This is a genomic window from Haemophilus parahaemolyticus, from assembly GCF_018373095.1.
GTDB lineage: Bacteria > Pseudomonadota > Gammaproteobacteria > Enterobacterales > Pasteurellaceae > Haemophilus_A > Haemophilus_A parahaemolyticus_A.
In genome coordinates this window covers 1-21,162 of sequence record NZ_JAHAHT010000003.1, presented here as the reverse complement: position 1 = coordinate 21,162, position 21,162 = coordinate 1, and the positions used below count along the sequence as shown (strand labels likewise).

General features: G+C 39.9%; 23 protein-coding genes and 4 tRNA genes. 6 read left to right on the top strand and 21 right to left on the bottom strand.

Annotated features, from left to right (window positions below; translation table 11 throughout):
* Positions 1-1,329: a Na(+)-translocating NADH-quinone reductase subunit A gene (locus KH943_RS00915; RefSeq protein ID WP_304106403.1), complete on the bottom strand. Its 1,329-nt coding sequence runs from the start codon at positions 1,327-1,329 to the stop codon at positions 1-3.
* A 432-nt stretch (positions 1,330-1,761) separates the two neighbouring features.
* Between KH943_RS00915 and nfuA the strand changes: the two genes are divergently transcribed.
* Complete coding sequence (gene nfuA, locus KH943_RS00910) at positions 1,762-2,361, top strand: Fe-S biogenesis protein NfuA (protein WP_005706873.1); 600 nt, start codon at positions 1,762-1,764, stop codon at positions 2,359-2,361.
* Between the two features lie 73 nt (positions 2,362-2,434).
* Here nfuA and KH943_RS00905 read toward each other — a convergent pair whose 3' ends face one another.
* The 4 genes from KH943_RS00905 to rsgA are packed head-to-tail and all read right to left on the bottom strand — an operon-like array spanning position 2,435 to position 4,818.
* Positions 2,435-2,791 carry a YcfL family protein gene (locus KH943_RS00905; protein ID WP_304106398.1) on the bottom strand — a complete coding sequence of 119 codons (357 nt, stop codon included), beginning with the start codon at positions 2,789-2,791 and terminating at the stop codon, positions 2,435-2,437.
* Between the two features lie 11 nt (positions 2,792-2,802).
* Complete coding sequence (locus tag KH943_RS00900) at positions 2,803-3,168, bottom strand: HIT domain-containing protein (RefSeq protein WP_304106396.1); 366 nt, start codon at positions 3,166-3,168, stop codon at positions 2,803-2,805.
* Positions 3,169-3,180: 12 nt separating this feature from the next.
* Complete coding sequence (gene rnhB / locus KH943_RS00895; RefSeq protein WP_304106394.1) at positions 3,181-3,777, bottom strand: ribonuclease HII; 597 nt, start codon at positions 3,775-3,777, stop codon at positions 3,181-3,183.
* 3 nt (positions 3,778-3,780) lie between these two features.
* Positions 3,781-4,818 (bottom strand): small ribosomal subunit biogenesis GTPase RsgA, encoded by a 1,038-nt coding sequence (gene rsgA / locus KH943_RS00890; RefSeq protein ID WP_304106392.1) that lies wholly within the window; start codon positions 4,816-4,818, stop codon positions 3,781-3,783.
* A gap of 123 nt (positions 4,819-4,941) precedes the next feature.
* Between rsgA and cysB the strand changes: the two genes are divergently transcribed.
* The 5 genes from cysB to KH943_RS00865 are packed head-to-tail and all read left to right on the top strand — an operon-like array spanning position 4,942 to position 8,139.
* Positions 4,942-5,925, top strand: a complete 984-nt coding sequence (cysB, locus tag KH943_RS00885) for an HTH-type transcriptional regulator CysB (protein ID WP_304106390.1) — start codon at positions 4,942-4,944, stop codon at positions 5,923-5,925.
* Between the two features lie 10 nt (positions 5,926-5,935).
* Complete coding sequence (locus KH943_RS00880; protein ID WP_304106388.1) at positions 5,936-6,580, top strand: hypothetical protein; 645 nt, start codon at positions 5,936-5,938, stop codon at positions 6,578-6,580.
* Between the two features lie 43 nt (positions 6,581-6,623).
* Positions 6,624-6,932 (top strand): trp operon repressor, encoded by a 309-nt coding sequence (trpR, locus tag KH943_RS00875; RefSeq protein ID WP_304106386.1) that lies wholly within the window; start codon positions 6,624-6,626, stop codon positions 6,930-6,932.
* Positions 6,933-6,989: 57 nt separating this feature from the next.
* The gene (mtgA, locus tag KH943_RS00870) at positions 6,990-7,724 is read left to right on the top strand and encodes a monofunctional biosynthetic peptidoglycan transglycosylase (RefSeq protein ID WP_304106384.1); all 735 of its coding nucleotides are present in this window, start codon (positions 6,990-6,992) and stop codon (positions 7,722-7,724) included.
* Between the two features lie 37 nt (positions 7,725-7,761).
* Entirely contained in the window at positions 7,762-8,139 is a 378-nt protein-coding gene (locus KH943_RS00865) for a YacL family protein (RefSeq protein WP_304106383.1), read from the top strand.
* 212 nt (positions 8,140-8,351) lie between these two features.
* Here the strand turns inward: KH943_RS00865 and dnaQ are convergent, their stop codons facing one another.
* The 16 genes from dnaQ to KH943_RS00785 form a co-directional block, all read right to left on the bottom strand.
* A complete protein-coding gene (gene dnaQ, locus KH943_RS00860) occupies positions 8,352-9,116 on the bottom strand; it encodes a DNA polymerase III subunit epsilon (protein WP_304106463.1) in 765 nt (254 codons plus the stop codon).
* Positions 9,117-9,122: 6 nt separating this feature from the next.
* Positions 9,123-9,629 (bottom strand): recombination regulator RecX, encoded by a 507-nt coding sequence (gene recX / locus KH943_RS00855; protein WP_304106381.1) that lies wholly within the window; start codon positions 9,627-9,629, stop codon positions 9,123-9,125.
* Between the two features lie 58 nt (positions 9,630-9,687).
* The gene (gene recA, locus KH943_RS00850) at positions 9,688-10,884 is read right to left on the bottom strand and encodes a recombinase RecA (RefSeq protein WP_304106379.1); all 1,197 of its coding nucleotides are present in this window, start codon (positions 10,882-10,884) and stop codon (positions 9,688-9,690) included.
* A 258-nt stretch (positions 10,885-11,142) separates the two neighbouring features.
* Complete coding sequence (gene lolE, locus KH943_RS00845; protein WP_304106377.1) at positions 11,143-12,393, bottom strand: lipoprotein-releasing ABC transporter permease subunit LolE; 1,251 nt, start codon at positions 12,391-12,393, stop codon at positions 11,143-11,145.
* Positions 12,393-13,073, bottom strand: coding sequence for a lipoprotein-releasing ABC transporter ATP-binding protein LolD (gene lolD, locus KH943_RS00840; protein ID WP_304106376.1), 681 nt, complete (start codon positions 13,071-13,073; stop codon positions 12,393-12,395). Before lolD ends, lolE begins: the two co-directional genes overlap by 1 nt.
* 68 nt (positions 13,074-13,141) lie before the next feature.
* Positions 13,142-14,314: a lipoprotein-releasing ABC transporter permease subunit gene (locus tag KH943_RS00835; protein ID WP_304106374.1), complete on the bottom strand. Its 1,173-nt coding sequence runs from the start codon at positions 14,312-14,314 to the stop codon at positions 13,142-13,144.
* 110 nt (positions 14,315-14,424) lie between these two features.
* Complete coding sequence (locus tag KH943_RS00830) at positions 14,425-15,372, bottom strand: 2-hydroxyacid dehydrogenase (RefSeq protein WP_304106371.1); 948 nt, start codon at positions 15,370-15,372, stop codon at positions 14,425-14,427.
* A 242-nt stretch (positions 15,373-15,614) separates the two neighbouring features.
* On the bottom strand, positions 15,615-15,899 hold the full coding sequence (locus KH943_RS00825; RefSeq protein WP_304106369.1) for an acylphosphatase: 285 nt from the start codon (positions 15,897-15,899) through the stop codon (positions 15,615-15,617).
* Between the two features lie 12 nt (positions 15,900-15,911).
* Positions 15,912-16,490 (bottom strand): crossover junction endodeoxyribonuclease RuvC, encoded by a 579-nt coding sequence (ruvC, locus tag KH943_RS00820; protein WP_304106367.1) that lies wholly within the window; start codon positions 16,488-16,490, stop codon positions 15,912-15,914.
* Positions 16,491-16,564: 74 nt separating this feature from the next.
* Positions 16,565-18,205 carry a glucose-6-phosphate isomerase gene (gene pgi / locus KH943_RS00815; RefSeq protein ID WP_304106365.1) on the bottom strand — a complete coding sequence of 547 codons (1,641 nt, stop codon included), beginning with the start codon at positions 18,203-18,205 and terminating at the stop codon, positions 16,565-16,567.
* A gap of 152 nt (positions 18,206-18,357) precedes the next feature.
* A tRNA-Gln gene (locus KH943_RS00810) sits at positions 18,358-18,432 on the bottom strand.
* A 52-nt stretch (positions 18,433-18,484) separates the two neighbouring features.
* Positions 18,485-18,559: transfer RNA gene (locus tag KH943_RS00805), tRNA-Gln, on the bottom strand.
* A gap of 23 nt (positions 18,560-18,582) precedes the next feature.
* Positions 18,583-18,667, bottom strand: a tRNA-Leu gene (locus tag KH943_RS00800).
* Between the two features lie 3 nt (positions 18,668-18,670).
* Positions 18,671-18,747, bottom strand: a tRNA-Met gene (locus KH943_RS00795).
* A gap of 174 nt (positions 18,748-18,921) precedes the next feature.
* Entirely contained in the window at positions 18,922-19,737 is an 816-nt protein-coding gene (gene aroE, locus KH943_RS00790; protein ID WP_304106364.1) for a shikimate dehydrogenase, read from the bottom strand.
* A 70-nt stretch (positions 19,738-19,807) separates the two neighbouring features.
* Positions 19,808-21,124: a dicarboxylate/amino acid:cation symporter gene (locus KH943_RS00785; RefSeq protein ID WP_304106363.1), complete on the bottom strand. Its 1,317-nt coding sequence runs from the start codon at positions 21,122-21,124 to the stop codon at positions 19,808-19,810.
* Positions 21,125-21,162: the final 38 nt, after the last annotated feature.

Below are 21,162 nucleotides of genomic sequence, written 5' to 3'. Positions count from 1 at the left end.
CTAACCTTCCTTCTCAATCTTGTCTAATGCTTGACGCAAGAAGAAACCGTAATCGGTTTTACCTGGACAGACGAAAGTACATAACGCCAGATCTTCTTCATCTAACTCTAATGCACCTAATAATTGTGCTGAGTCTGTATCACCCACTTCTAAATCACGAAGCAAGTGTGATGGAAGAATATCTAACGGCATTACACGCTCATAGTTACCGATTGGCACCATTGCACGATGACCACCATTTTCAGCCGTAGTAAAGTTAAATAACTTACGACCAAAGTGCCCTAACACCGTACGCGTAATTGAGAATTTGTTTGCTTGTGGAGAAATCCAGCCCATAAATTCTTTTGTTGTATCTTCTGCAATCACAGATACTTGTAATACATAACGACCTAAATAATCGTGAGCACCCGCGGCTTTCGCTCCATAAAGCACAGAACCTGAAATCACTCGATTGTTACCTGCATTTAATTCATTTGCAGTTAATTGTGAAAGATTCGCACCAATGCGAGTACGGATTAAACGAGGATTTTTCACCTGCGGACCAGCAAGAGCCACCACTCGGTCTGTGAATAATTCACCAGTGGTGAATAATTTACCGATAGCGATTACATCTTCATAGTTCAAGTGCCATACTTGTTTGTTAATTCCTACTGGATCAATAAAGTGGATATGCGTACCCACAAGACCTGCTGGGTGAACGCCTGCAAATTCGTGTACATTCACACCTGAAACAGATGGCACATTACTGCCCGTTGCTTTAACAAGGTTGATTTTGCCTAATTTGGTTAACACAGTTAAACCGTGCTCAAAATCTGCTTTATATTCGTTAATAATCACAGTTGGATCTGCCGCTAATGGGTTGGTATCCATTGCATTAACGAAAATAGAATATGGCGTTGCATCTAATGTTGGCACCTTACTAAATGGACGAGTGCGTAACGCAGTCCATAAACCAGATTCCACTAAATTTTGTTTTACTTGCTCAGCTGTTAAAGAAGCTAATTGAGCCACTTCATAGCGAGTAAAGGTAATTTGTTCATCACCCTCAACTTTGATCACTACAGACTGAAGAACACGCTTCTCACCACGGTTGATTGCAACCACAGTACCGCTTGCAGGAGAGGTGAATACCACGCCAGCGTTCTTTTTGTCTTCAAAAAGTACCTGACCTTTTTTCACCACATCGCCTTCACGCACTTTCATTGAAGGACGCATACCCACATATTCTTCGCCAAGGATCGCAACTTCCGTCACGGTATTGCCGTTATGGATTACTTGTGCTGGAGCACCTGCAATAGGTAAATCCAAGCCTTTTTTGATTGTAATCATATTATTTGCACTACTTCTCTTGGGTTAAAAAATGATTGCGAACAATCGCAATCGCGTATTGAGTCGTAACTAATTTAATCATAAGCGAATTCCCCCACTGATAATTAAAGGTTACAAAAAGTTCTCAAATCGTTTCTGCATCCTCTCGAAAATCAATCTCAAAGATGCAAAATAAAACGCCCTATTCTACCTAAAATGGCAAAAACTTTCTATAAAATCCCTACTTTTTTACATTTTACTCTTGAAAAGTTTGAACTTTATCAACATTTTACTCAAAAAATTTTAACAAACACCCCAAATAGGTTACGCCATTTCTACACAAAAGTAAGTAAAACTATCAAAGAAATTGACCGCTTAACTAGCCTAAAACCGCTTTTAGGCGTAGAATATCCAATAGTTTTAGTCAACTATTTAGCAAATTAGAGAGAAAAAATGGAACAAGAACAACTTACCCACATCACTATTTCTGAAGATGCCCAAGCCCATTTCCGCCGCTTATTGGAACAACAAGAAGAAGGCACAAATATCCGTATTTTTGTGGTTAATCCAGGCACACCTGGTGCAGAATGTGGCGTATCTTACTGCCCACCAAACGCAGTAGAAGAAACCGATAGTCAATTTGACTACAATGGCTTTTCTGCCTTTGTGGATGAAATCAGCTTGCCATTCTTAGATGAAGCGGAAATTGATTACATTACAGACCCAATGGGCTCACAACTGACCCTAAAAGCTCCCAATGCCAAAATGCGTAAAGTGGCAGACGATGCACCATTTATTGAGCGTTTAGATTATGTAATTCAAACCCAAATCAACCCACAATTAGCCAGCCACGGCGGTAAAATTACCTTGATTGAAGTTACCGACAACAAAATCGCTATTCTACAATTCGGCGGCGGTTGTAACGGTTGCTCAATGGTGGATGTTACCTTAAAAGAAGGTATTGAAAAACAACTGCTTGCAATGTTCCCAGAAGAACTTGTAGGCGTAAAAGATGTAACCGAACACCAACGCGGTGAGCATTCTTACTATTAATGGATGATAGAATAATAGACAAAAGTGTTGCTAAATCAGCAACACTTTTGTCTATTATATCTCTTTAAAAATATTAAGGCTTAATATAAATTCGATAATTATCACTCTCTTCTGTTGGTTTCATTAATTCAATATGATTTATTTTTTTTGCATCAATAGTAACCGCTTGCCAATTCTGTTGAGAAGATAGCAATTCTTGACTTACGCCATTACTATCATACCAAAACAATTTATAAGAAAAATTAACGGATCGTTCACTCAAGTTTTTGACTGTTAAACTATCTGCATTGGCTTTAACGTTAAGCACTGAATGAAGGTTTGAATCAATATTCACAATAGGAGCAGATTTGGCAGCAAGATAACTTTGAGGATTACTTCCACAAGCGGTTAAAAATAGCGGACAGATTACCAAAGTTAATAATTTACGCATTCATTTTCTCCTCATTTACTCAACATTTTGCCTAATGGCTCACCACCAACAAGGTGCATATGGATGTGGAAGACTTCTTGTCCGCCGTGAACATTGCAGTTCATAATTAAGCGGTAGCCATTTTCAGCAATGCCTTCTTCTTTAGCAAGCTTTGAGGCAACGGTGATTAAACGTCCAAGCAAAAGCTCATCTTCTGCGTTTACGTGGTTAAGCGTTGGTATGAATTTGTTTGGGATGATTAAGATATGTGTTGCCGCTTGCGGTGCGATGTCTCGGAAAGCAGTCACTAATTCATCTTGGTAAACAATATTCGCAGGGATTTCTTTGCGAATGATTTTGCTGAAGATGGTTTCTTCATAGTTTTTTTCTGTAGTCATAGTTTGTTCCTCTTATTTTAAATTTAATGCTTTTGCCACTGGTGCAAAACTTTTGCGATGATATTGGGTTACACCAAGTTCGGCAAGTTTTTCAAAATGCAGTTTGGTTGGGTAGCCTTTGTGTTTGGCGAAACCATATTCGGGGAATTGTTGGTCTAGTTCGTCCATCTCTTGATCGCGGGTGACTTTTGCTAAAATTGAAGCAGCACTAATCTCTTTTACCAAACTATCGCCTTTTACGACCGCTTGTGCGGGAATAGTAAGACTTGCTGGCACGCGGTTGCCATCGACAAGCACAAAATTAGGCTGAATACTTAAGCCATCTACAGCACGTTGCATTGCAAGCATCGTGGCGTGAAGAATATTGAGCTCATCAATCTCTTCAGGTTCAGCTCGTCCGAGTGACCAACATAGTGCTTTCTCTTTAATCTCTTCAGCAAGGGCGAGGCGTTTTTTCTCGCTCAATTTTTTCGAGTCTGCCAAGCCTTCAATCGGGTTATTTGGGTCTAAAATTACCGCAGCGGTCACAACTGCCCCGACTAACGGGCCTCTGCCTACTTCGTCCACGCCTGCAATGAGTTTGGCGTCGGGATATACAAATTCTGTCATTTTCTATAAATCTTCTGTTCTAAAATGGCGTTGGCTTTTGCTTTCGTTTCTGCTTTCGATCAAGCGGTGATAATTTTCAAAACGGATAGGATTGATCTCGCCTTTTTCGACCGCCTCTCGAATGGCACAACCTGGATCGCTGCTGTGTTTGCAATCGCGGAATTTGCAGGTGCCGAGTACGCTTTGGAACTCACGGTAGCCGTCGGTAATTTGGTTCGGTTCTAAATGCCAAAGTCCAAATTCGCGGATTCCAGGGGAATCAATCAAATTCCCGCCAAGAGGCAGATGATATAAGCGTGAAGCGGTAGTGGTGTGTTGCCCTAAGCCTGAAACATCACTGACAGCACCTGTTAAAGCATTGATCTCTGGCAAAAGCTGGTTGATGAGGCTTGATTTCCCTACGCCAGATTGCCCCACGAAAATAGAAGTGCCTTGGCGTAAATAAGCGTGCAGAGCTTCCATATTTTCGCCTGTGTCGGCTGAAAGCATCAAGGTTCCATAGCCAATTTTTTCGTAAATGGCTAACTGTTTTTTGACCGCTTGTCGCTCTTCTTCAGAGAGCAGATCAACCTTGTTGAGCACGATTAACGCAGGAATATTTGCCGCTTCACAAATGACCAAATAGCGATCGATAATGTTGAGCGAAAGCGTTGGCAAGACGGCGGAGACAATAATAATCTGGTCGATGTTAGACGCCATCACTTTGATGCCATCGTAGTAATCGGGGCGGCTGAGTTCGTTTTTACGCGGGTAAATCGCTTCAATCACCCCGCTAATGCCTTGTAGTTGTTCATTACCAAGTCTCCAAGAAACCTGATCGCCAACCACCAAATTTTTCAGCGTACGACGCAAATTACAGCGATAAATCTCACCTTGTTCGGTTTCTACATCAGCATGTTTAGCATGGCGAGTTACCACCACACCTTGTTGCACTTCGCCTAACATGTCATCTTGCCATTCTACTTCTTTTTTCGAGATTTTTTTATGGTGATTGGATTGAATACGGCGTTGCTGGTTTTGGGTTAATCTTCTTTTGCTCAAAAGGATTTCTCATCAAAAATAAAATTGGGGCTAGCATACTAAAAATTAGCTTAAATAGCCAATTGAAACCACCAATCTTTTCTTATAACATTAAAGCATAAAAATCAGCTAGCAAGGAAGAATATGAAACTACAACAACTTCGTTATATTGTCGAAATCGTCAATCAAAACCTCAACATTACCGAAGCAGCGGATGCCCTTTATACTTCTCAGCCAGGCATCAGTAAACAAGTACGACTGCTAGAAAGTGAGCTCGGTATCAACATTTTTGAGCGAAACGGCAAGCATATCAAAGGGCTCACGCCCGCAGGTGAGAAAATTGTGGCGATTTCACGTGAGCTTTTAGTGAAAGCACAAAGTATTCGAGCGGTGGCAGAAGAGCAAACTCGTCCGAATAGCGGTGTGCTTCGTATTGCTAGCCCGAATACGCAAGCACGTTACGTGCTACCTAGTGTGATTGAACTCTTTAAGGCAAGGTATCCGAACGTCAGTTTGCATCTACATCAAGGTTCTCCAACCCAGATTTATGATGCATTAATGGCGGGCGAAGTGGATTTAGCCATTACGACCGAAGCACAATACCTGTTTGAAGATGCGATTTTGCTCCCTTGCTATATGTGGAATCGTTCGGTGATTGTAAAACCCGATCATCCGCTCGCAAAATATATGAACCAACCTGAGAAATTAACTGTCGAAGAGCTCGGAAAATATGATTTAATCACCTATACTTTCGGCTTTACAGGGCAATCGGATTTGGACAAAGCCTTTAACAAAGAGGGGATTTTACCGAATATCGTTTTTACTGCGACCGATGCGGATGTGATTAAAACCTATGTACGCATTGGCTTAGGTGTCGGGATTATGGCATCAATGGCACACACTGAAAACGACAACGATTTGCTTGCGATTAACGCTAGCCATCTGTTCCAGCCAAGTATGACGCAAATCGCTTTTAAACGTGGCACTTTCTTGCGTAATTATATGTATGATTTTATTAACTATTTCTCCCCGCATTTAACTCGAATGCAGGTAGAGCAAGCTGAACAACTGCGGGATAACAACGCTATTATGCGAATGTTTGATCACACACAATTGGAAGAAAAATAAGGAAAACCCAATGACATTTTTCAAAAAAATCGCCTTTACTGGTGTTGTAATTTTTTCGATGATTTCAACCGCTTACGCAGAGAATTTCAATATCAAATATAGCTCAAACTACTTAATGCCTGCTTATGTGAACTTCAAACATGATAGTGGAAAATATGAAATTCAATCAAAGATCAACGTGCCACTTTATAACATTGTATTTACTGCAAAAGGTACGGAGAAAAACGGCATTTTTAATATGTTAAGCTACCGGGATACTCGTAATGGAAAAACCTATGCTTTAGCGGAAATCGATAGCCAAAACATTCAATACGGCAAAGCGAAAGATCCACTTACAACTGAGCCTTTAACAATGCCAACTTTTGACTTATTTACCACGGCATTCCAGTTGAGCTACTACGATAAATTGCCAACCAGCTTCCAAACCACAAACGGTAAAAAACTCTACCCAACACCGAATGTGAAGTTGAAAAAATCGCAAAAAGCGGTAACGGAAGATGGCAAAACTTATCAAGAAATCACCTATAGTTTCACCACCGCTGACCATAAAGCAATTACGGTAAAAAAATTTGAGGGCGAAAAATTCCCACGCTTTATTTCTTACAATCGTGATGGCGATAATTATGAGTTGAAGTTTGATGGGCTTATAAACTAAGATGGTTTTGTGATAATAGAATATTGATTTTAAAGTATTATTTATGAAAACAGTTTATCTTCAACGAGATCAAAATGAGTGGCAAGAATTTGTTGAACTCTTAGAATTAGCGGTATCAGAAAACAAATTAGAGCAATTTTTTTCTCTATTTTTAACACCAGATGAGCGCGGTTCTCTTGGCTTACGCACACAAATTGTTGGACAACTATTAAGTAATAAATTATCTCAGCGAGAAATTCAACAAAAATTGAATACCAGTGCTGCAACAATTACGCGAGGATCCAATATGCTTAAAACTCTTGATCCACATTTTCTAGATTGGGTAAATGAGAAACTCAATGGCAAAACGTAAAAAAACCAAAAACGCCATTTAATAAAAGGATTTAGAAGCGTTAAAAAGCTATTTCATTTGGTATTAAATTTTTATATACCAAAGGAAATTACCAGTAAATTAGGCTGGGCATGGTTTGGTTCAAGTCGGATTGCAATGCCTATTTTGACAAGCTTGCTCAGCATTATTTTGTTATTTAGTACGGTACCTGTCCCCTATTCTGCTTATATGATACAACAAAAGATAAGTCATTTAATTGAAGGAAAACCATACAACATTAAGAAAAAATGGGTAAGTTTGGAGAATATTTCTTGGCAGATGCAGATGGCGGTAATTGCCTCAGAAGATCAGAAATTTGAAAGTCATTTTGGGATTGATTTAAATGCAATTCAAATTGCATTAGAAAAAAATGCGAAATCAAAAACTATACGAGGTGCTTCAACAATTTCTCAACAAACTATCAAAAATATGTTTCTTTGGCATGGGCAGAGCTGGCTTCGTAAGGGAATTGAACTTCCTTTAACTTTTGTTATTGAACAATTTTGGGGAAAAACAAGAATTTTAGAAGTTTATTTAAATGTAGCCGAATTTGGTAATGGTATTTTTGGAGTGGAAGCCGCATCTCAAGCATTTTTTAAAAAATCAGCGAAGAATCTTACTATATCAGAAGCCGCATTGTTAGCCGCCTCTTTACCTAATCCTAATATCTATCGGGTAGATCGCCCTAATACAACAATGAAAAAACGCCAGGCCTGGATTATAAAACAAGTTTCTGCATTAGGTGGGCAGAAGTACCTAAATAAGTTAGACTGATTAAATATCACTAATATAGATTTCGAATGGAGGAAAAATGGAATATCAATTTACCCACACTATGCATGGTGTGATTGCTCGCTGTTCAATGGATCATGAAGCATTTGCTCGTTGGTTGAATAATGAAATCATTGGTAATGATAAAGCATTACATATCATTTTAGAGGAAATTGAGCGATTCAAAGCAATTTATCCAAATCAATATGAATTTGTGTTTGAAGGAAAAGAATATAGTCTTTATTTTAATGGTGATGAGGTAATAGCTAAAGCAAATAATTTAGAAGATGATTTTGATGAGTCTTTAATGGAAGAAGGTTTTAATTTTTACAATGAAGAGAGTGTTGCTTTTTGTGGTTTAAATGATTTTGAAGCATTTTTAAAAGCCTATCAAAAGTTTTTAAGAACCTACCATTAAAAGCAAGCGGTAAAATTTCTTAATAAAAATGCAAAAGACCAAACTCAGTTGAATTTGGTCTTTTGAAACATCTTTTTTTAAATTGTAGTTATAAAGCAAATTAAATCTAAAATTACTCCTGGAGAAATTGCTAATGAAACTGGGTAATCGCGTTTTTCTTTTAATAAACCATAGCCATTCTTGTGTATTATAATATTGAATTCTTGTTTCAATTACTGTTCGGTTTTATTTTCCAACCGCTCCAACCAAATGCAATTCTCTTTCGATTTTTTATTGATTAATGCCAGAAATGCTTCGTGGGCTTCAAGTTCTGAAGTGTTGGCTTGGAACACAATAGTTCCACTGGAATCAACATCCTCCCTTACAATTTCTTCTTGAGATTCAACCGCTTGTGTGTTTTCTTCCGTTTCATCCGCTAACAGGGCGATTTGACCACCTGTCATCATCAGGAAAACATCAGCTAGAATTTCCGCATCCAGTAACGCCCCGTGAAGTACACGCTTGCTATTATCGATACCTAAGCGGTCGCAGAGTGCATCTAAGTTGTTCCGTTTGCCAGGGTACATTTTACGTGCCATTGCGAGGCTGTCTGTCACTGTACACATCTCCGCCGTTTTCGGTGGCGGATTTTTTAAGAATGAAAATTCATGATCCATAAAGCCCACATCAAAGGGGGCGTTATGAATCACAAGTTCCGCACCTTTAATAAAATCTACGAACTCGTCAGCAATTTCGGCGAAAGAGGGTTTATCTTGCAAGAATTCGTTGGTAATACCGTGAACTTTAATTGCCTCCTCTTCTACTTCACGTGGTGGCTTGATGTAGACGTGATAGGTTCGCCCTGTTAAACGGCGATTGATGACCTCGACCGCACCAATCTCAATAATATTATGCCCAATGTGCGGAGCACCGTTGAAGTTCATCCCTGTGGTTTCGGTATCGAGCACCACTTGTCTGTGTATTTTTTGTTCTTGCATCATTATTTATTCGTTAAATTCATCATCGTCATCATTATAATCTATTTCCATCAAATGACTAAAATGATCCTGATAAAACCCACGGCTCACCATAAACCGCCACATTTTCTGCTTTGCTTTCATATCCCAAACTCGTGGGCGTTTTCGCTCAAAGACTCGCTCTGCAATATCGTAGAAATCAATCTCTTCTTCTGCTTCGGCATTGTCTATCGCATCAGTAATCAAATATTCTGGCACGCCTTTCATTTTCAACTCTTGCTTTAAGCGACGCGGTCCAATTCCTTGTTGAGAGCGATAGCGAATAAAAGAAGTGCAAAAACGCTCATCGCTTTGCCAATTATGCTCTTGGGCTTTTGCAATAGCCTCATCAATTTCGACCGCTTCATACTCTTTTAATTTGAGCTTGGAACGTAACTGCTTTTCAGTGTAATCTCGTTTGGAAAGTAGGTAAAGTGTGTAATTTAACGCACTGTACTTATGAGTTTTTCTATCGTTTGTTTTTTGTTCTGTCATAATGCTTAGAGTATAGAAAAAATGCGACATTTCTGTCGCATTTGATCATAATTATAGATTAAAGTTCTTCTTCATCTTCGTTGAAATCATCGGCATCTGCGTCTAATTCTTCTACATCATCTTCGATCTCTTCGATTTCTTCTATTTCTTCTGCTTCTTCAACATCTTTTCCTTTACCTTTTTTTCCTTTTTTCGGACTTGGTGCTAAGATACTATTTGGGTTTTTCATAAAGAGCTCGCGTAACTCAGCTTCAATTTTTGCCGTTACTTCAGGGTGTTCTGCCAACCATTTAATCGCATTGTTTTTACCTTGACCAATTTTCTCACCTTCATAGGAGAACCAAGCCCCTGATTTCTGAATAAAGCCTTGTTTTTCCGCCAAGATAAGTAGTTCATTAATGCGAGCAATGCCTTCTCCATACATAATATCGAAGTTTACTTCACGGAATGGTGGAGCAACTTTATTTTTCACCACTTTCACTTTAGTTTCACTACCAATGATGTTATCGCCATCTTTTACCACGCCTGAACGACGAATGTCTAAACGCACAGAAGAGTAGAATTTCAATGCGTTACCACCTGTTGTGGTTTCTGGGTTACCAAACATCACACCGATTTTCATACGAATCTGGTTGATGAAAATCACCAAGCAGTTAGTCGTTTTGATGTTAGCGGTTAATTTACGCAATGCTTGAGACATCAAACGAGCTTGTAAACCCATATGTGAATCGCCCATATCGCCTTCAATTTCTGCTTTTGGTGTTAATGCTGCAACTGAGTCCACGATAATCACATCCACTGCGCCAGAACGTACTAATGCATCACAAATTTCTAATGCTTGCTCACCGTTATCTGGCTGAGAAATCAATAAATCATCGGTGTTTACGCCTAATTTTTGTGCATAAACTGGATCAAGTGCGTGCTCAGCATCAATAAAGGCACAAGTTTTACCCGCTTTTTGTGCTTGAGCAATGGTTGATAACGTTAAAGTTGTTTTACCTGACGATTCTGGCCCGAAGATCTCAACGATACGCCCCATTGGTAAACCACCAATACCTAACGCCATATCTAAACCAAGTGAACCAGTTGAAACCGCTTCAATATCCAAGTTCTCTGTTTGACCCAATTTCATAATTGAGCCTTTACCAAATTGTTTTTCAATTTGCGCTAATGCCGCTGCAAGGGCTTTCTCGCGTTGTACTGGATCTGTCTGTTTTACCACAACGTTTTTATTGCTTTTTTTCTCTGCTGCCATAGGTTAATCCTTGTGTCATAAATTAGTTTAAAAATGGTTGTATTCTGTTCAATTTTGAACAATTTAACTGGATGCCAGTATAGTGGTTTACTATACAGTTGCAAGTTTTTTTGCAGAAAAAATAAGAAAATGGAGATCGTTTGATTAGATAACAAGCGAAACAGTGGATAAAGTGATTAAGTTTCACTCTTTAAATGATTAAAATTTTATCATATTTATATTCCTAGGGCAGAAAACCCTAGGACTTAATGGTAGAATTTAATACCCACTTAACACCTTCGCAGGTTCTAATTTTGCTGCTCGAGAAGCAGGATAAAGGCTTGCACATAAGCTCAATACAGTCGTGGCAAGCAATACATAAACAATATCTTGCCAATGCAATTCACTTGGTAGGAAGTTAACAAAATAAATTCCTTCAGAAAGCAGGTGAATGCCAAGTAAGTTCTCTAGCCCTTTGATAATACTAGTTAAATTTAAGGCTAACACCACACCAAGTAGAATACCTAATAGCGCCCCTTTCATTCCTGAAAGCAAACCATACCAGAGGAAAATCCGTTTAATAAAACCGTTATTCGCTCCAAGTGTTCGCATAATCGCGATATCGCCTTGCTTATCTTTGACTGCCATTACCAACGTTGAAATAATATTGAAACACGCCACGCCAATGACAAGTACCATCGCAATATACATCACGGTGCGAACCAGCTGGATGTCGTTATACATATATCCAAATTTATTAACCCAAGTGTTCAAATAAAGCGGTTGATTAAAGTGATTTAATTGCGAAAGATCTAGTTGTTGCACTTCAAATGGTGAACGCAAAGCTAGCTCCACGCCCGTTACTTCTCCTCGTTCGTAATCTAACAATTCTCGTGCTTTTTCAATTGATAGTAATGCATAACTATAATCCAGCTGCCCCTCTAGTTTCAAAATGCCCGTAATCGGTAAGTTAAAACGCAACGGTTGAGCCAAACGTTCATTTTCACTGGATTGTGGCAGCAACAAAGTCACTTCATCGCCTACATTAACCTCTAACGCTTTTGCAATGCCAGCACCTAAAATTAAACCGCCCTCTTTTTTGAAAGCTTCCCATTGATTGACTTGTACAAAATGCCCAAGTTGACTGACTCCCTCTTGCTTTTGCGGATCAATACCTCTCACTTGAGCAATTTTAAGTTGAGTGCCGTTTTCAATCAAAGCTGTAAAGGTGATAAATGGTGCGGTAGCAACCACATTTCCGCTCTGTTTAATCAATTTTTCGAGCTGAATAGGATCTCTAATCACTCCCTCTTTAGTGCCATCGTAAGCATAGACTTCTGCGTGTGGGACAACAGAAAGTACGCGCTGATTAAGTTCACGCTCAAAGCCATTCATTGCACTTAAGCCGATAATCAACACCGCCACGCCTAAAGCAATCCCAATGGTGGAAAACCAAGCAATCAGCGACACAAGGCGGTTTTTTTGCTTACCTTTTTGATAACGCCAGCTAATAAAAAATGGAGTGTTCATTAGCCTTCCTCACGTAATATGCCATCACACATTATAAAACGACGTGAGAGTTTTTGAGCTAGACTCAGATCGTGAGTCACCAATAAAAAGGCGATATTTTGTTCTGCGTTGAGTTGTTTGATCAGATCAAAAATACTCTCAGTGGTCTTCTGATCCAAGTTCCCTGTTGGTTCATCAGCAAGCACTAAATCAGGATTATTCACTAAAGCACGGGCAATTGCCACGCGCTGACGTTCACCGCCCGAAAGTGCTGATGGGCGATGTGTAATTCGGTGCGATAATCCGACCGCTTGCAACATCTTTTCAGCACGATCTTTTGCTTCCGATTTGTTCTGTTTTCCAATTAACATCGGCATCATCACGTTTTCCAATGCGGTGAAATCCGCCATCAAATGATGGAACTGATACACAAAGCCTAAATGCTGATTACGTAAGCTCGCTAGCTTATTCGCACTTAGTTTCTGCAAGGATTGATCTTGTATCCATACCTCACCCGAACTCGGTTGATCTAAGCCACCAAGTGTATGCAAAAGCGTACTCTTTCCCGAGCCAGAACTGCCCACAATCGCTACCAGCTCGCCAGCATTCATTGAAAAAGAAACCTCTTTCAATACCTGCACTTCCTGATCGCCTTCGTTATAAAATTTGCTGATGTTTTCACAGCGGAGTAATGTTGTCATTTATTTATCTACCTAGATTTATTTTTCTGTAGGGGCAAATTATATTTTTTCCTACATAAAATTATTATTTACTCATATCTCAACGCCTGAGCAGGCTCAATTTTCGATGCCCTAAATGCAGGGTAAAGCGTGCAAGCAAGCGATAATAAAATTGATACCACCGCAATCACCGTAATTTGTGTTGGAGAAATCAAAGTTGGCAACACAATCGCAGGGTTAATCATTGCAATCAACGTATCTAAATTCATTGTGGCAACTACACCTAAAACGACACCTAAAATCGAGCCAATAATCCCCACAATTGAGCCTTGGAAAATAAAAATTTGCATCACTTGCGGTTTGGTTAAGCCTTGAGTTTGCAAAATCGCAATTTCCCCCTGCTTATCCACCACCATTAAGCTTAATGAGGTAATAATGTTAGAAATTGCGACCACGACAATGAGACTTACCAACAAACCCATCATATTTTTTTCCATTCTTACTGCTTGGAAGAACTCGCCTTTCTGCTCACGCCAATCGTGGATTTGGTATTGATCTCCAGGGAAGTAACGGCTTAATTCGGTAACTTGGAACGGGTCGTTTAAATATAAGCGTATACCTTGAATATGCTCGTTATCAATTCTGAGCAGTCGTCCCACATCCGCTAAATTCGCAAATAGCGTATGTTCGCTGCCATTACTATTCGCATAATAGAACCCTGAAATATGAAACAGACGTTGCATCGGTACGCGTCCCATCGGTGTGTATTGGCTGTTTTCAGTAATCATAATGCGGATTTTTTCACCTACATTCAGATTCAATTTTTGAGCCAATTGCCAGTTAATTAACACGTTAAATTCGCCTTCGGGCAGAAGTTGTGCCACATTTTTACCATTTAAAAGCGGATCATCTTGGGCATTTTGCACGCCAATCAACGAGCCTGCTTCAATCCCTTGCTGACTTTGAATAATGATATTCGTGCGGTTAATTGGGTTGGCTTGAATCACAAAATTTGGTTGGGGCAGTTGCTCATTTTTTGTAAAATGCCCATCAATTGGCATCACAACCACATGTGGCAGTGTGGAAAGCAAATTACGTTTTTGCATATTTTCCAAGCCGTTCATAATGGAAAGCACAATCACCAATGCCATTACGCCTAGCACAATGCCAAAGCTTGCTAGGTTGGTCACCAGTCGCCCAAAACGATCGGCACTTTTCGTTCGCCAATACCGCCAAGCGATAAATAGAGGGATAAAATTCATATTATATAAATCATATAAAGTACTTCACTCCCTCCATTTACGGAAGGGGGGAAGTAAAAAATAAAGGGAAGACTATCTTACCATCTTCCCTCTTTTTGCTAAAACATTAATTACTTACCAGTTTTTACAAACTCTTCAATATTTTGAGCAACTTTATTCACTAAAGTCGTTACCGCTGAATCACTCGCCCACGCGATATGTGGGGTCAGTAATAAATTCGGTAAGCGTTTTGCCGCTTGAACTAACGGATCGTCGATCGCAGGCGGTTCTTTTACCAGAACATCTAACGCTGCCCCTGCAATTTGACGAGATTCTAACGCTTGTAACAATGCTTTTTCATCTACTACAGGTCCGCGGCTGCAGTTAATCAAATAAGCGGTTGGCTTCATCAATGCTAAAGTTTCTGCATTAATTAAATTTTGCGTTTGCTCGGTAAGTGGGCAGTGCAAAGTAATCACATCCGCTTGTTTGAATACATCCTCAAACGGTGTATAGCCTTCACGAATGGTTGTTGCACCTTGATGCTCTGCAAAAATTACGTTCATTCCGACCGCTTGTGCAAGGCGAGCAACCTCCGCACCAGTATTGCCTTTGCCGAATACCCCAAGCGTTGCACCACGAATATCGGTAATTGGATAATCGGTGTAGCAGAACTGCCCACAAGTCGCCCAACGGTCGCTGGTCACTTGGTCGTGATGGTAACTCATTAAGCTATGTTTAAGCGAGAAAATCATCCCTAATACGTGCTCTGGTACAGTAACAGAAGAGTAACCCGTCACATTTTTCACACAAATACCAAGCTCTTTTGCTGCCACTAAATCCACGTTATTTGTGCCTGTTGCCGTAATGGCAATCAGTTTTAATTTAGGTAATTTCGCTAATAATTCACGCCCAAGCAATACTTTGCTGGTCACGATAATATCGGCATCTTTTGCACGCTCAAAGGTTTCATCGCTACTTGTACGGTCATACTCCACCCAATTGTGCGGAAAGCTTGGACGAGGAATGTTGTGTGTGGCAGGAATGCCTGTACGGTCTAGGAATACAATATTTAGCATAGCAAGCTCCTTTTTATGCTAAGAAAAATTATGCGGGGAAGAAAGGCAAGCGGTTAATTTTGCAAATCATTTTGCAAATATTACCGCTTGGTTCATTGTATGTATTTTGATGGGATCTTCCACTTATTTTTACAAAATTTAAACGAAAAGTTTACTTTATAGCAGTATTTAAAAATTAGAGCGTAATTTTTCTCTATCTCAAATGACCTAGCCTTGGCACTATAGTGCCAACGTATTTATATTTATTTCTCAACAGTAGATACAATACTAAATGTCTCAAATACCTTATTCTCAAAATAATTATTTTCAATCACTCTTTCCACTTTCGCTGTTTTCGGTCCATCTAAAAGCCAAGCTCTCATTAAGGCGATTTGATTTTCTGAGCCTTGGGCTATCACTTCTACACTACCGTCAATGCGGTTACGGACAGAGCCTTTTAAGCCTAGTTTCCCCGCCTGTTGTAAGGTGAAAAAGCGAAAGCCTACACCTTGTACTCGCCCAAAAACAAAGAATTGCTTGGTGATCACTTTTCCCTCCTATTAGCCTTTTAAACGAAAACGCCCGCGGCTGTAACGAGTTTTCATTAAAGCTAAAATCTGCTCTTTTTCGTTACTTATTTTGGGGCTACTCTGTTTTGCAACGACTAAAGAATGCTGGATCGAATGAGCGTGAGTAATAGCAATCGCTAAAGCATCTGCCGCATCGGCTTGAGGTTTGGCAGAGAGTTGTAACATTCGCATTACCATATCTTGTACTTGAATTTTATCTGCTGAACCAATACCTACTACCGTCTGTTTCACTAATCGAGCCGCATATTCAAACACAGGCAGATCGTGATTCACTGCTGCGACAATTGCCGTGCCACGAGCTTGTCCAAGTTTAAGAGCCGAATCGGCATTTTTTGCCATAAAGACTTGTTCAATTGCGAACATTTCGGGGTGGAATTGGGTTATCACTTCGGTGACGCCTGCATAAATACGTTTTAAACGCGTAGGAAGATCGTCTGCTGCAGTGCGAATCACACCACTGCCAAGATAGTCTAAGTGTCGCCCTGTTTGGCGAATAACGCCGTAGCCTGTGAGCCTTGAGCCTGGGTCTATGCCTAAAATAATTGCCATATCAAAAAATAAGCGGTGCAATTTGCAAAAAGATTTACGAATTGCACCGCTTGAATCATAGTTAAATTACAAAATTAACGCCACGCTTTGAATTGGTTGATTAAACCATTCGTCGAGCTGTCGTGGCTAGTTACTTTTTCGTTGCTTTGAAGCTCTGGTAAGATGCGGTTTGCTAATTGTTTACCTAACTCAACTCCCCATTGGTCGAAACTGTAGATATTGAAAATCACACCTTGAACAAAGATTTTGTGTTCATACATCGCAATCAATGCACCTAGTGTAAATGGGGTGATTTTTTGCACCAAAATTGAGTTAGTTGGTTTGTTGCCTGTAAATACTTTGAACGGCACGATTTCTGCAACTTCTTCCAATTTTTTGCCCGCTTTTAAGAACTCTTGTTCAACCACTTCTTTTGATTTACCAAACGCTAATGCTTCGGTTTGAGCGAAGAAGTTTGAAAGTAATTTTGCATGGTGATCGCCTACGGCATTGTGTGTTTGAGCAGGTGCAATGAAATCACAAGGGATAATTTTGGTACCTTGGTGAATCAATTGATAGAAAGCGTGCTGACCGTTTGTGCCAGGTTCACCCCATACGATTGGGCCTGTTTGGTAGCTTACCACTTTGCCATCACGACCAACGAATTTACCGTTTGATTCCATATTACCTTGTTGGAAATAAGCGGCAAAACGATGTAAATATTGGTCATAAGGTAATAATGCTTCAGTTTCTGCACCTAAGAAGTTGCTGTTCCAAATACCTACTAATGCAAGGGTTACAGGAATGTTTTGCTCAATTGGTGCGGTACGGAAATGTTTATCCATTTCGTGTGCACCTGAAAGCAATTGCTCAAAGTTTTCAAAACCGATTGAAAGAGCGATAGATAAGCCAATCGCAGACCAAAGCGAGTAGCGACCGCCAACCCAATCCCAGAATTCGAACATATTGTTGGTATCAATACCAAATTTTTCCACTTCTTTTGCGTTAGTTGAAAGTGCTGCAAAGTGTTTTGCCACCGCTGATTCATCTTTCGCTGCGTTTAATAACCAATCACGTGCAGTGTGAGCGTTGGTCATTGTTTCTTGTGTAGTGAAAGTTTTTGAAGCAACTAGCACAAGCGTGGTTTCAGAATTTACTTTTTTCAAGGTTTCCGCAATGTGTGTGCCGTCCACGTTAGACACAAAGTGCATTGTGAGATGGTTTTTATATGGGCGTAACGCTTCAGTTACCATATAAGGACCTAAATCTGAACCGCCAATACCAATGTTGATCACATCGGTAATCGCTTTACCTGTATAGCCTTTCCACTCGCCTGAAATCACACGCTCACAAAAATCTTTCATTTTGGCTAATACAGCGTTCACCTCTGGCATAACATCTTTATCATCCACTAAAACAGGAGTGTTTGAACGGTTACGTAATGCAGTATGTAGTACCGCACGATTTTCTGTGCGGTTAATTTTTTGCCCTGTAAACATTGCTTCTATTGCTGATGCTAGACCGCATTCACTTGCTAATTGGCGTAATAAACCTAAGGTTTTTTCATTGATAGCGTTTTTAGAGTAATCGACAAGGATTTGATCGGCAAAATTTAAAGAGTATTGTTCGAAACGGTTTGGATTTTCTGCGAAAAACTGTGGAATGGTAAGATTATCTGATTTATGTGCTTCTAATGCTTGCCAAGCGACTGTAGTTGTTGGGTTGATTTTTTGCATGGTGATTTCCTTTAATTTAATTATAAAAAATTAGGGGTATTTTAATGAATTTTTAAGGAAATCAAAAGTGATAAACGAAGCAAATGCAATAGAATAAAATACAAATAAAATCAAAAAGGAAAATTAAGGAAATTATAAAATATTGAAAAGTATGGCTGGGGTACTAGGATTCGAACCTAGGGATGCCGAGATCAAAACCCGGTGCCTTACCGCTTGGCGATACCCCAAAAGAAAAAAACTAACAAATGTTAGCTTTATATTTTATTGAAAGTAATTAGATGGCTGGGGTACTAGGATTCGAACCTAGGGATGCCGAGATCAAAACCCGGTGCCTTACCGCTTGGCGATACCCCAACACTAATTTTTGTAAACCTAAATGGTGCGGGACGAGGGACTTGAACCCACACACCTCTCGGCGCCAGAACCTAAATCTGGTGCGTCTACCAATTTCGCCAGTCCCGCAAATGGTGGCTACAGCGAGATTCGAACTTGCGACCCCAACATTATGAGTGTTGTGCTCTAACCAGCTGAGCTATGTAGCCATTTTATTTTGCGTTCACCGTATCGGTTTACGGGGTGCATTATGCTGATTTTATCCCTGCTCGTCAAACTTTTTTTCGCAAAAAATGGGATTTTTATCTCTTTTGCCGACAATTTCAACACTTTGGCATAAAAACAGCATTTTTTTGTTTATTAAATAACAGCTCGAAATAGTGCTATTTACTCATTTCTGCTTTTAATTGTCTGAGAACAGGCTCAACTTCTGGCATTACCCCTTCCCACAATTGGAATGAAACGGCAGCCTGCCCTACCAGCATTCCCAAGCCATCTTGACATTTTTTCGCACCCTGCATGCGAGCATAATTCAAAAATGGCGTTTTCATCTCAATGCCATATTGCATATCATAAACGCAAGCATCTCGGAAAAGGTGAGTAGGCAATTCGACACATTTTCCTTGTAAACCAAACGAAGTAGCATTGATGATCAAATTAAATTTTTGTGAGCATACCTCGTCCCAACAAGCGGCTTGAATGTTACCAAATTTTGCAAATTTCTCAGCTAAATCAACCGCTTTCTCGAAAGTTCGGTTATATAGCGTAATAGCTTGCTCTGCCTGCAACATTGCTAGTAATACACCTTTTGTTGCACCGCCTGCGCCTAAAATCAAGACTTTCTGTCCCGCTTTTAGCCAACCTAAACGAGCCAAATCATTACACAAACCCACGCCATCCGTATTATCCGCATACAAACGCCCATCTTCCAAGCGTTTCAACGTGTTACAAGCCCCTGCTAACAAACAGCCTTCGCTATGCTCGTCCGCTAACTTAAATGCTCTTTCTTTAAATGGTGCGGTAATATTTGCACCTTGAGCCTGTTTGAAAAACTTAGTGAGCTGCTGCTCAAAATCTTGCTCATCGCCCAATTTTGCAACATAACTCATATTTTTGCCCGCTTGTTCCGCAAAAAGCTGATGAATACGAGGTGACTTACTTTGAGCAATTGGATTGCCCCACACGGCATATTGGTTCATTTTCACATTCCTTATATAAAAATAGGCTTTGAGCATAGCATACTCAAAGCCTATTTCACATTATTTGCTATTAGTGCATTTCTGTTTTAACCACTAACTCACCACGCATTGCTTTACCTAATTGCTCTTTATCCAACGCATTTTCCCAACGAGCAACTACAATGGTTGCACACGCATTACCAATAAAATTAGTTAAAGCACGACATTCTGACATAAAACGGTCAATCCCTAGAATCAGTGCCATCCCCTCTACAGGTAAACCTGGTACAACAGACAAGGTTGCCGCCAAAGTAATAAAGCCAGCACCCGTTACGCCAGCCGCACCTTTAGAACTCAGCATTGCCACCAATAATAAAGTGATTTGCTGCCCTATGGTTAAATCGGTATTGGTCGCTTGAGCAATAAATAAGGCTGCCATCGTCATATAAATGTTTGTACCGTCTAAGTTAAATGAGTAACCTGTTGGTACAACCAATCCTACCACCGATTTTTTACAGCCTGCAGCTTCCATTTTTTGCATTAAATTTGGCAATGCTGCTTCTGAAGAAGAAGTACCTAAAACTAGCCAAAGTTCATCTTTGATATAACGGATAAGCCCAACAATGGAGAAACCGTTATAGCGAGCAACCGCTCCAAGAATTAAAAGCACAAATAAAATCGAGGTGATATAAAAGGTTACAATGAGCAACATTAAATTACTGATAGAATGCAAACCATATTTGCCAATCGTAAATGCCATTGCGCCTAATGCACCAATAGGGGCGACTTTCATTACAATTGAAACCAATTTAAACATTGGTGCTGCAGCAACTTGCAGCAAATCTGTAATAGGCTTACCACGCTCGCCGACTGAAGCTAAGGAAATACCAAATAATACAGAGACAAATAGCACCTGTAAGATATTCCCTTCCGTGAGCGGGCTTAATACCGTGGTTGGAATAATATTCATAAAAAAAGCAATCATTGAGCTTTCTTGTGCCTTGCTCACATATTCTGACACCTTCGCAGATTGCAGTGTGCTCGGATCAATATTTAGCCCTGCCCCTGGTTGAATAATATTGGCGATACCCATTCCCACAACCAATGCCAGTGTTGAGAAGGTTAAAAAATAGAGCATTGCCTTGCCCGCTACACGCCCAACCGATTTCATATCATTCATACCCGCAATACCCGTTACCACAGTAAGGAAAATCACGGGTGCAATAATCATTTTTACGAGTTTAATAAACGCATCGCCCAAGGGTTTTAAACTTTCCCCGAATTCTGGAAAAAAATGCCCTAATAAAATCCCGACAATAATGGCAAAAATAACTTGCACATATAAAACCTCATAAAACCTTGGTTTACGTGGTGGTGACGGTGGTGAATTAGCGTCAATTGTTAGCATAAATGCTCCTCTTAGCTCATTGAAAAAATAAGCAATTT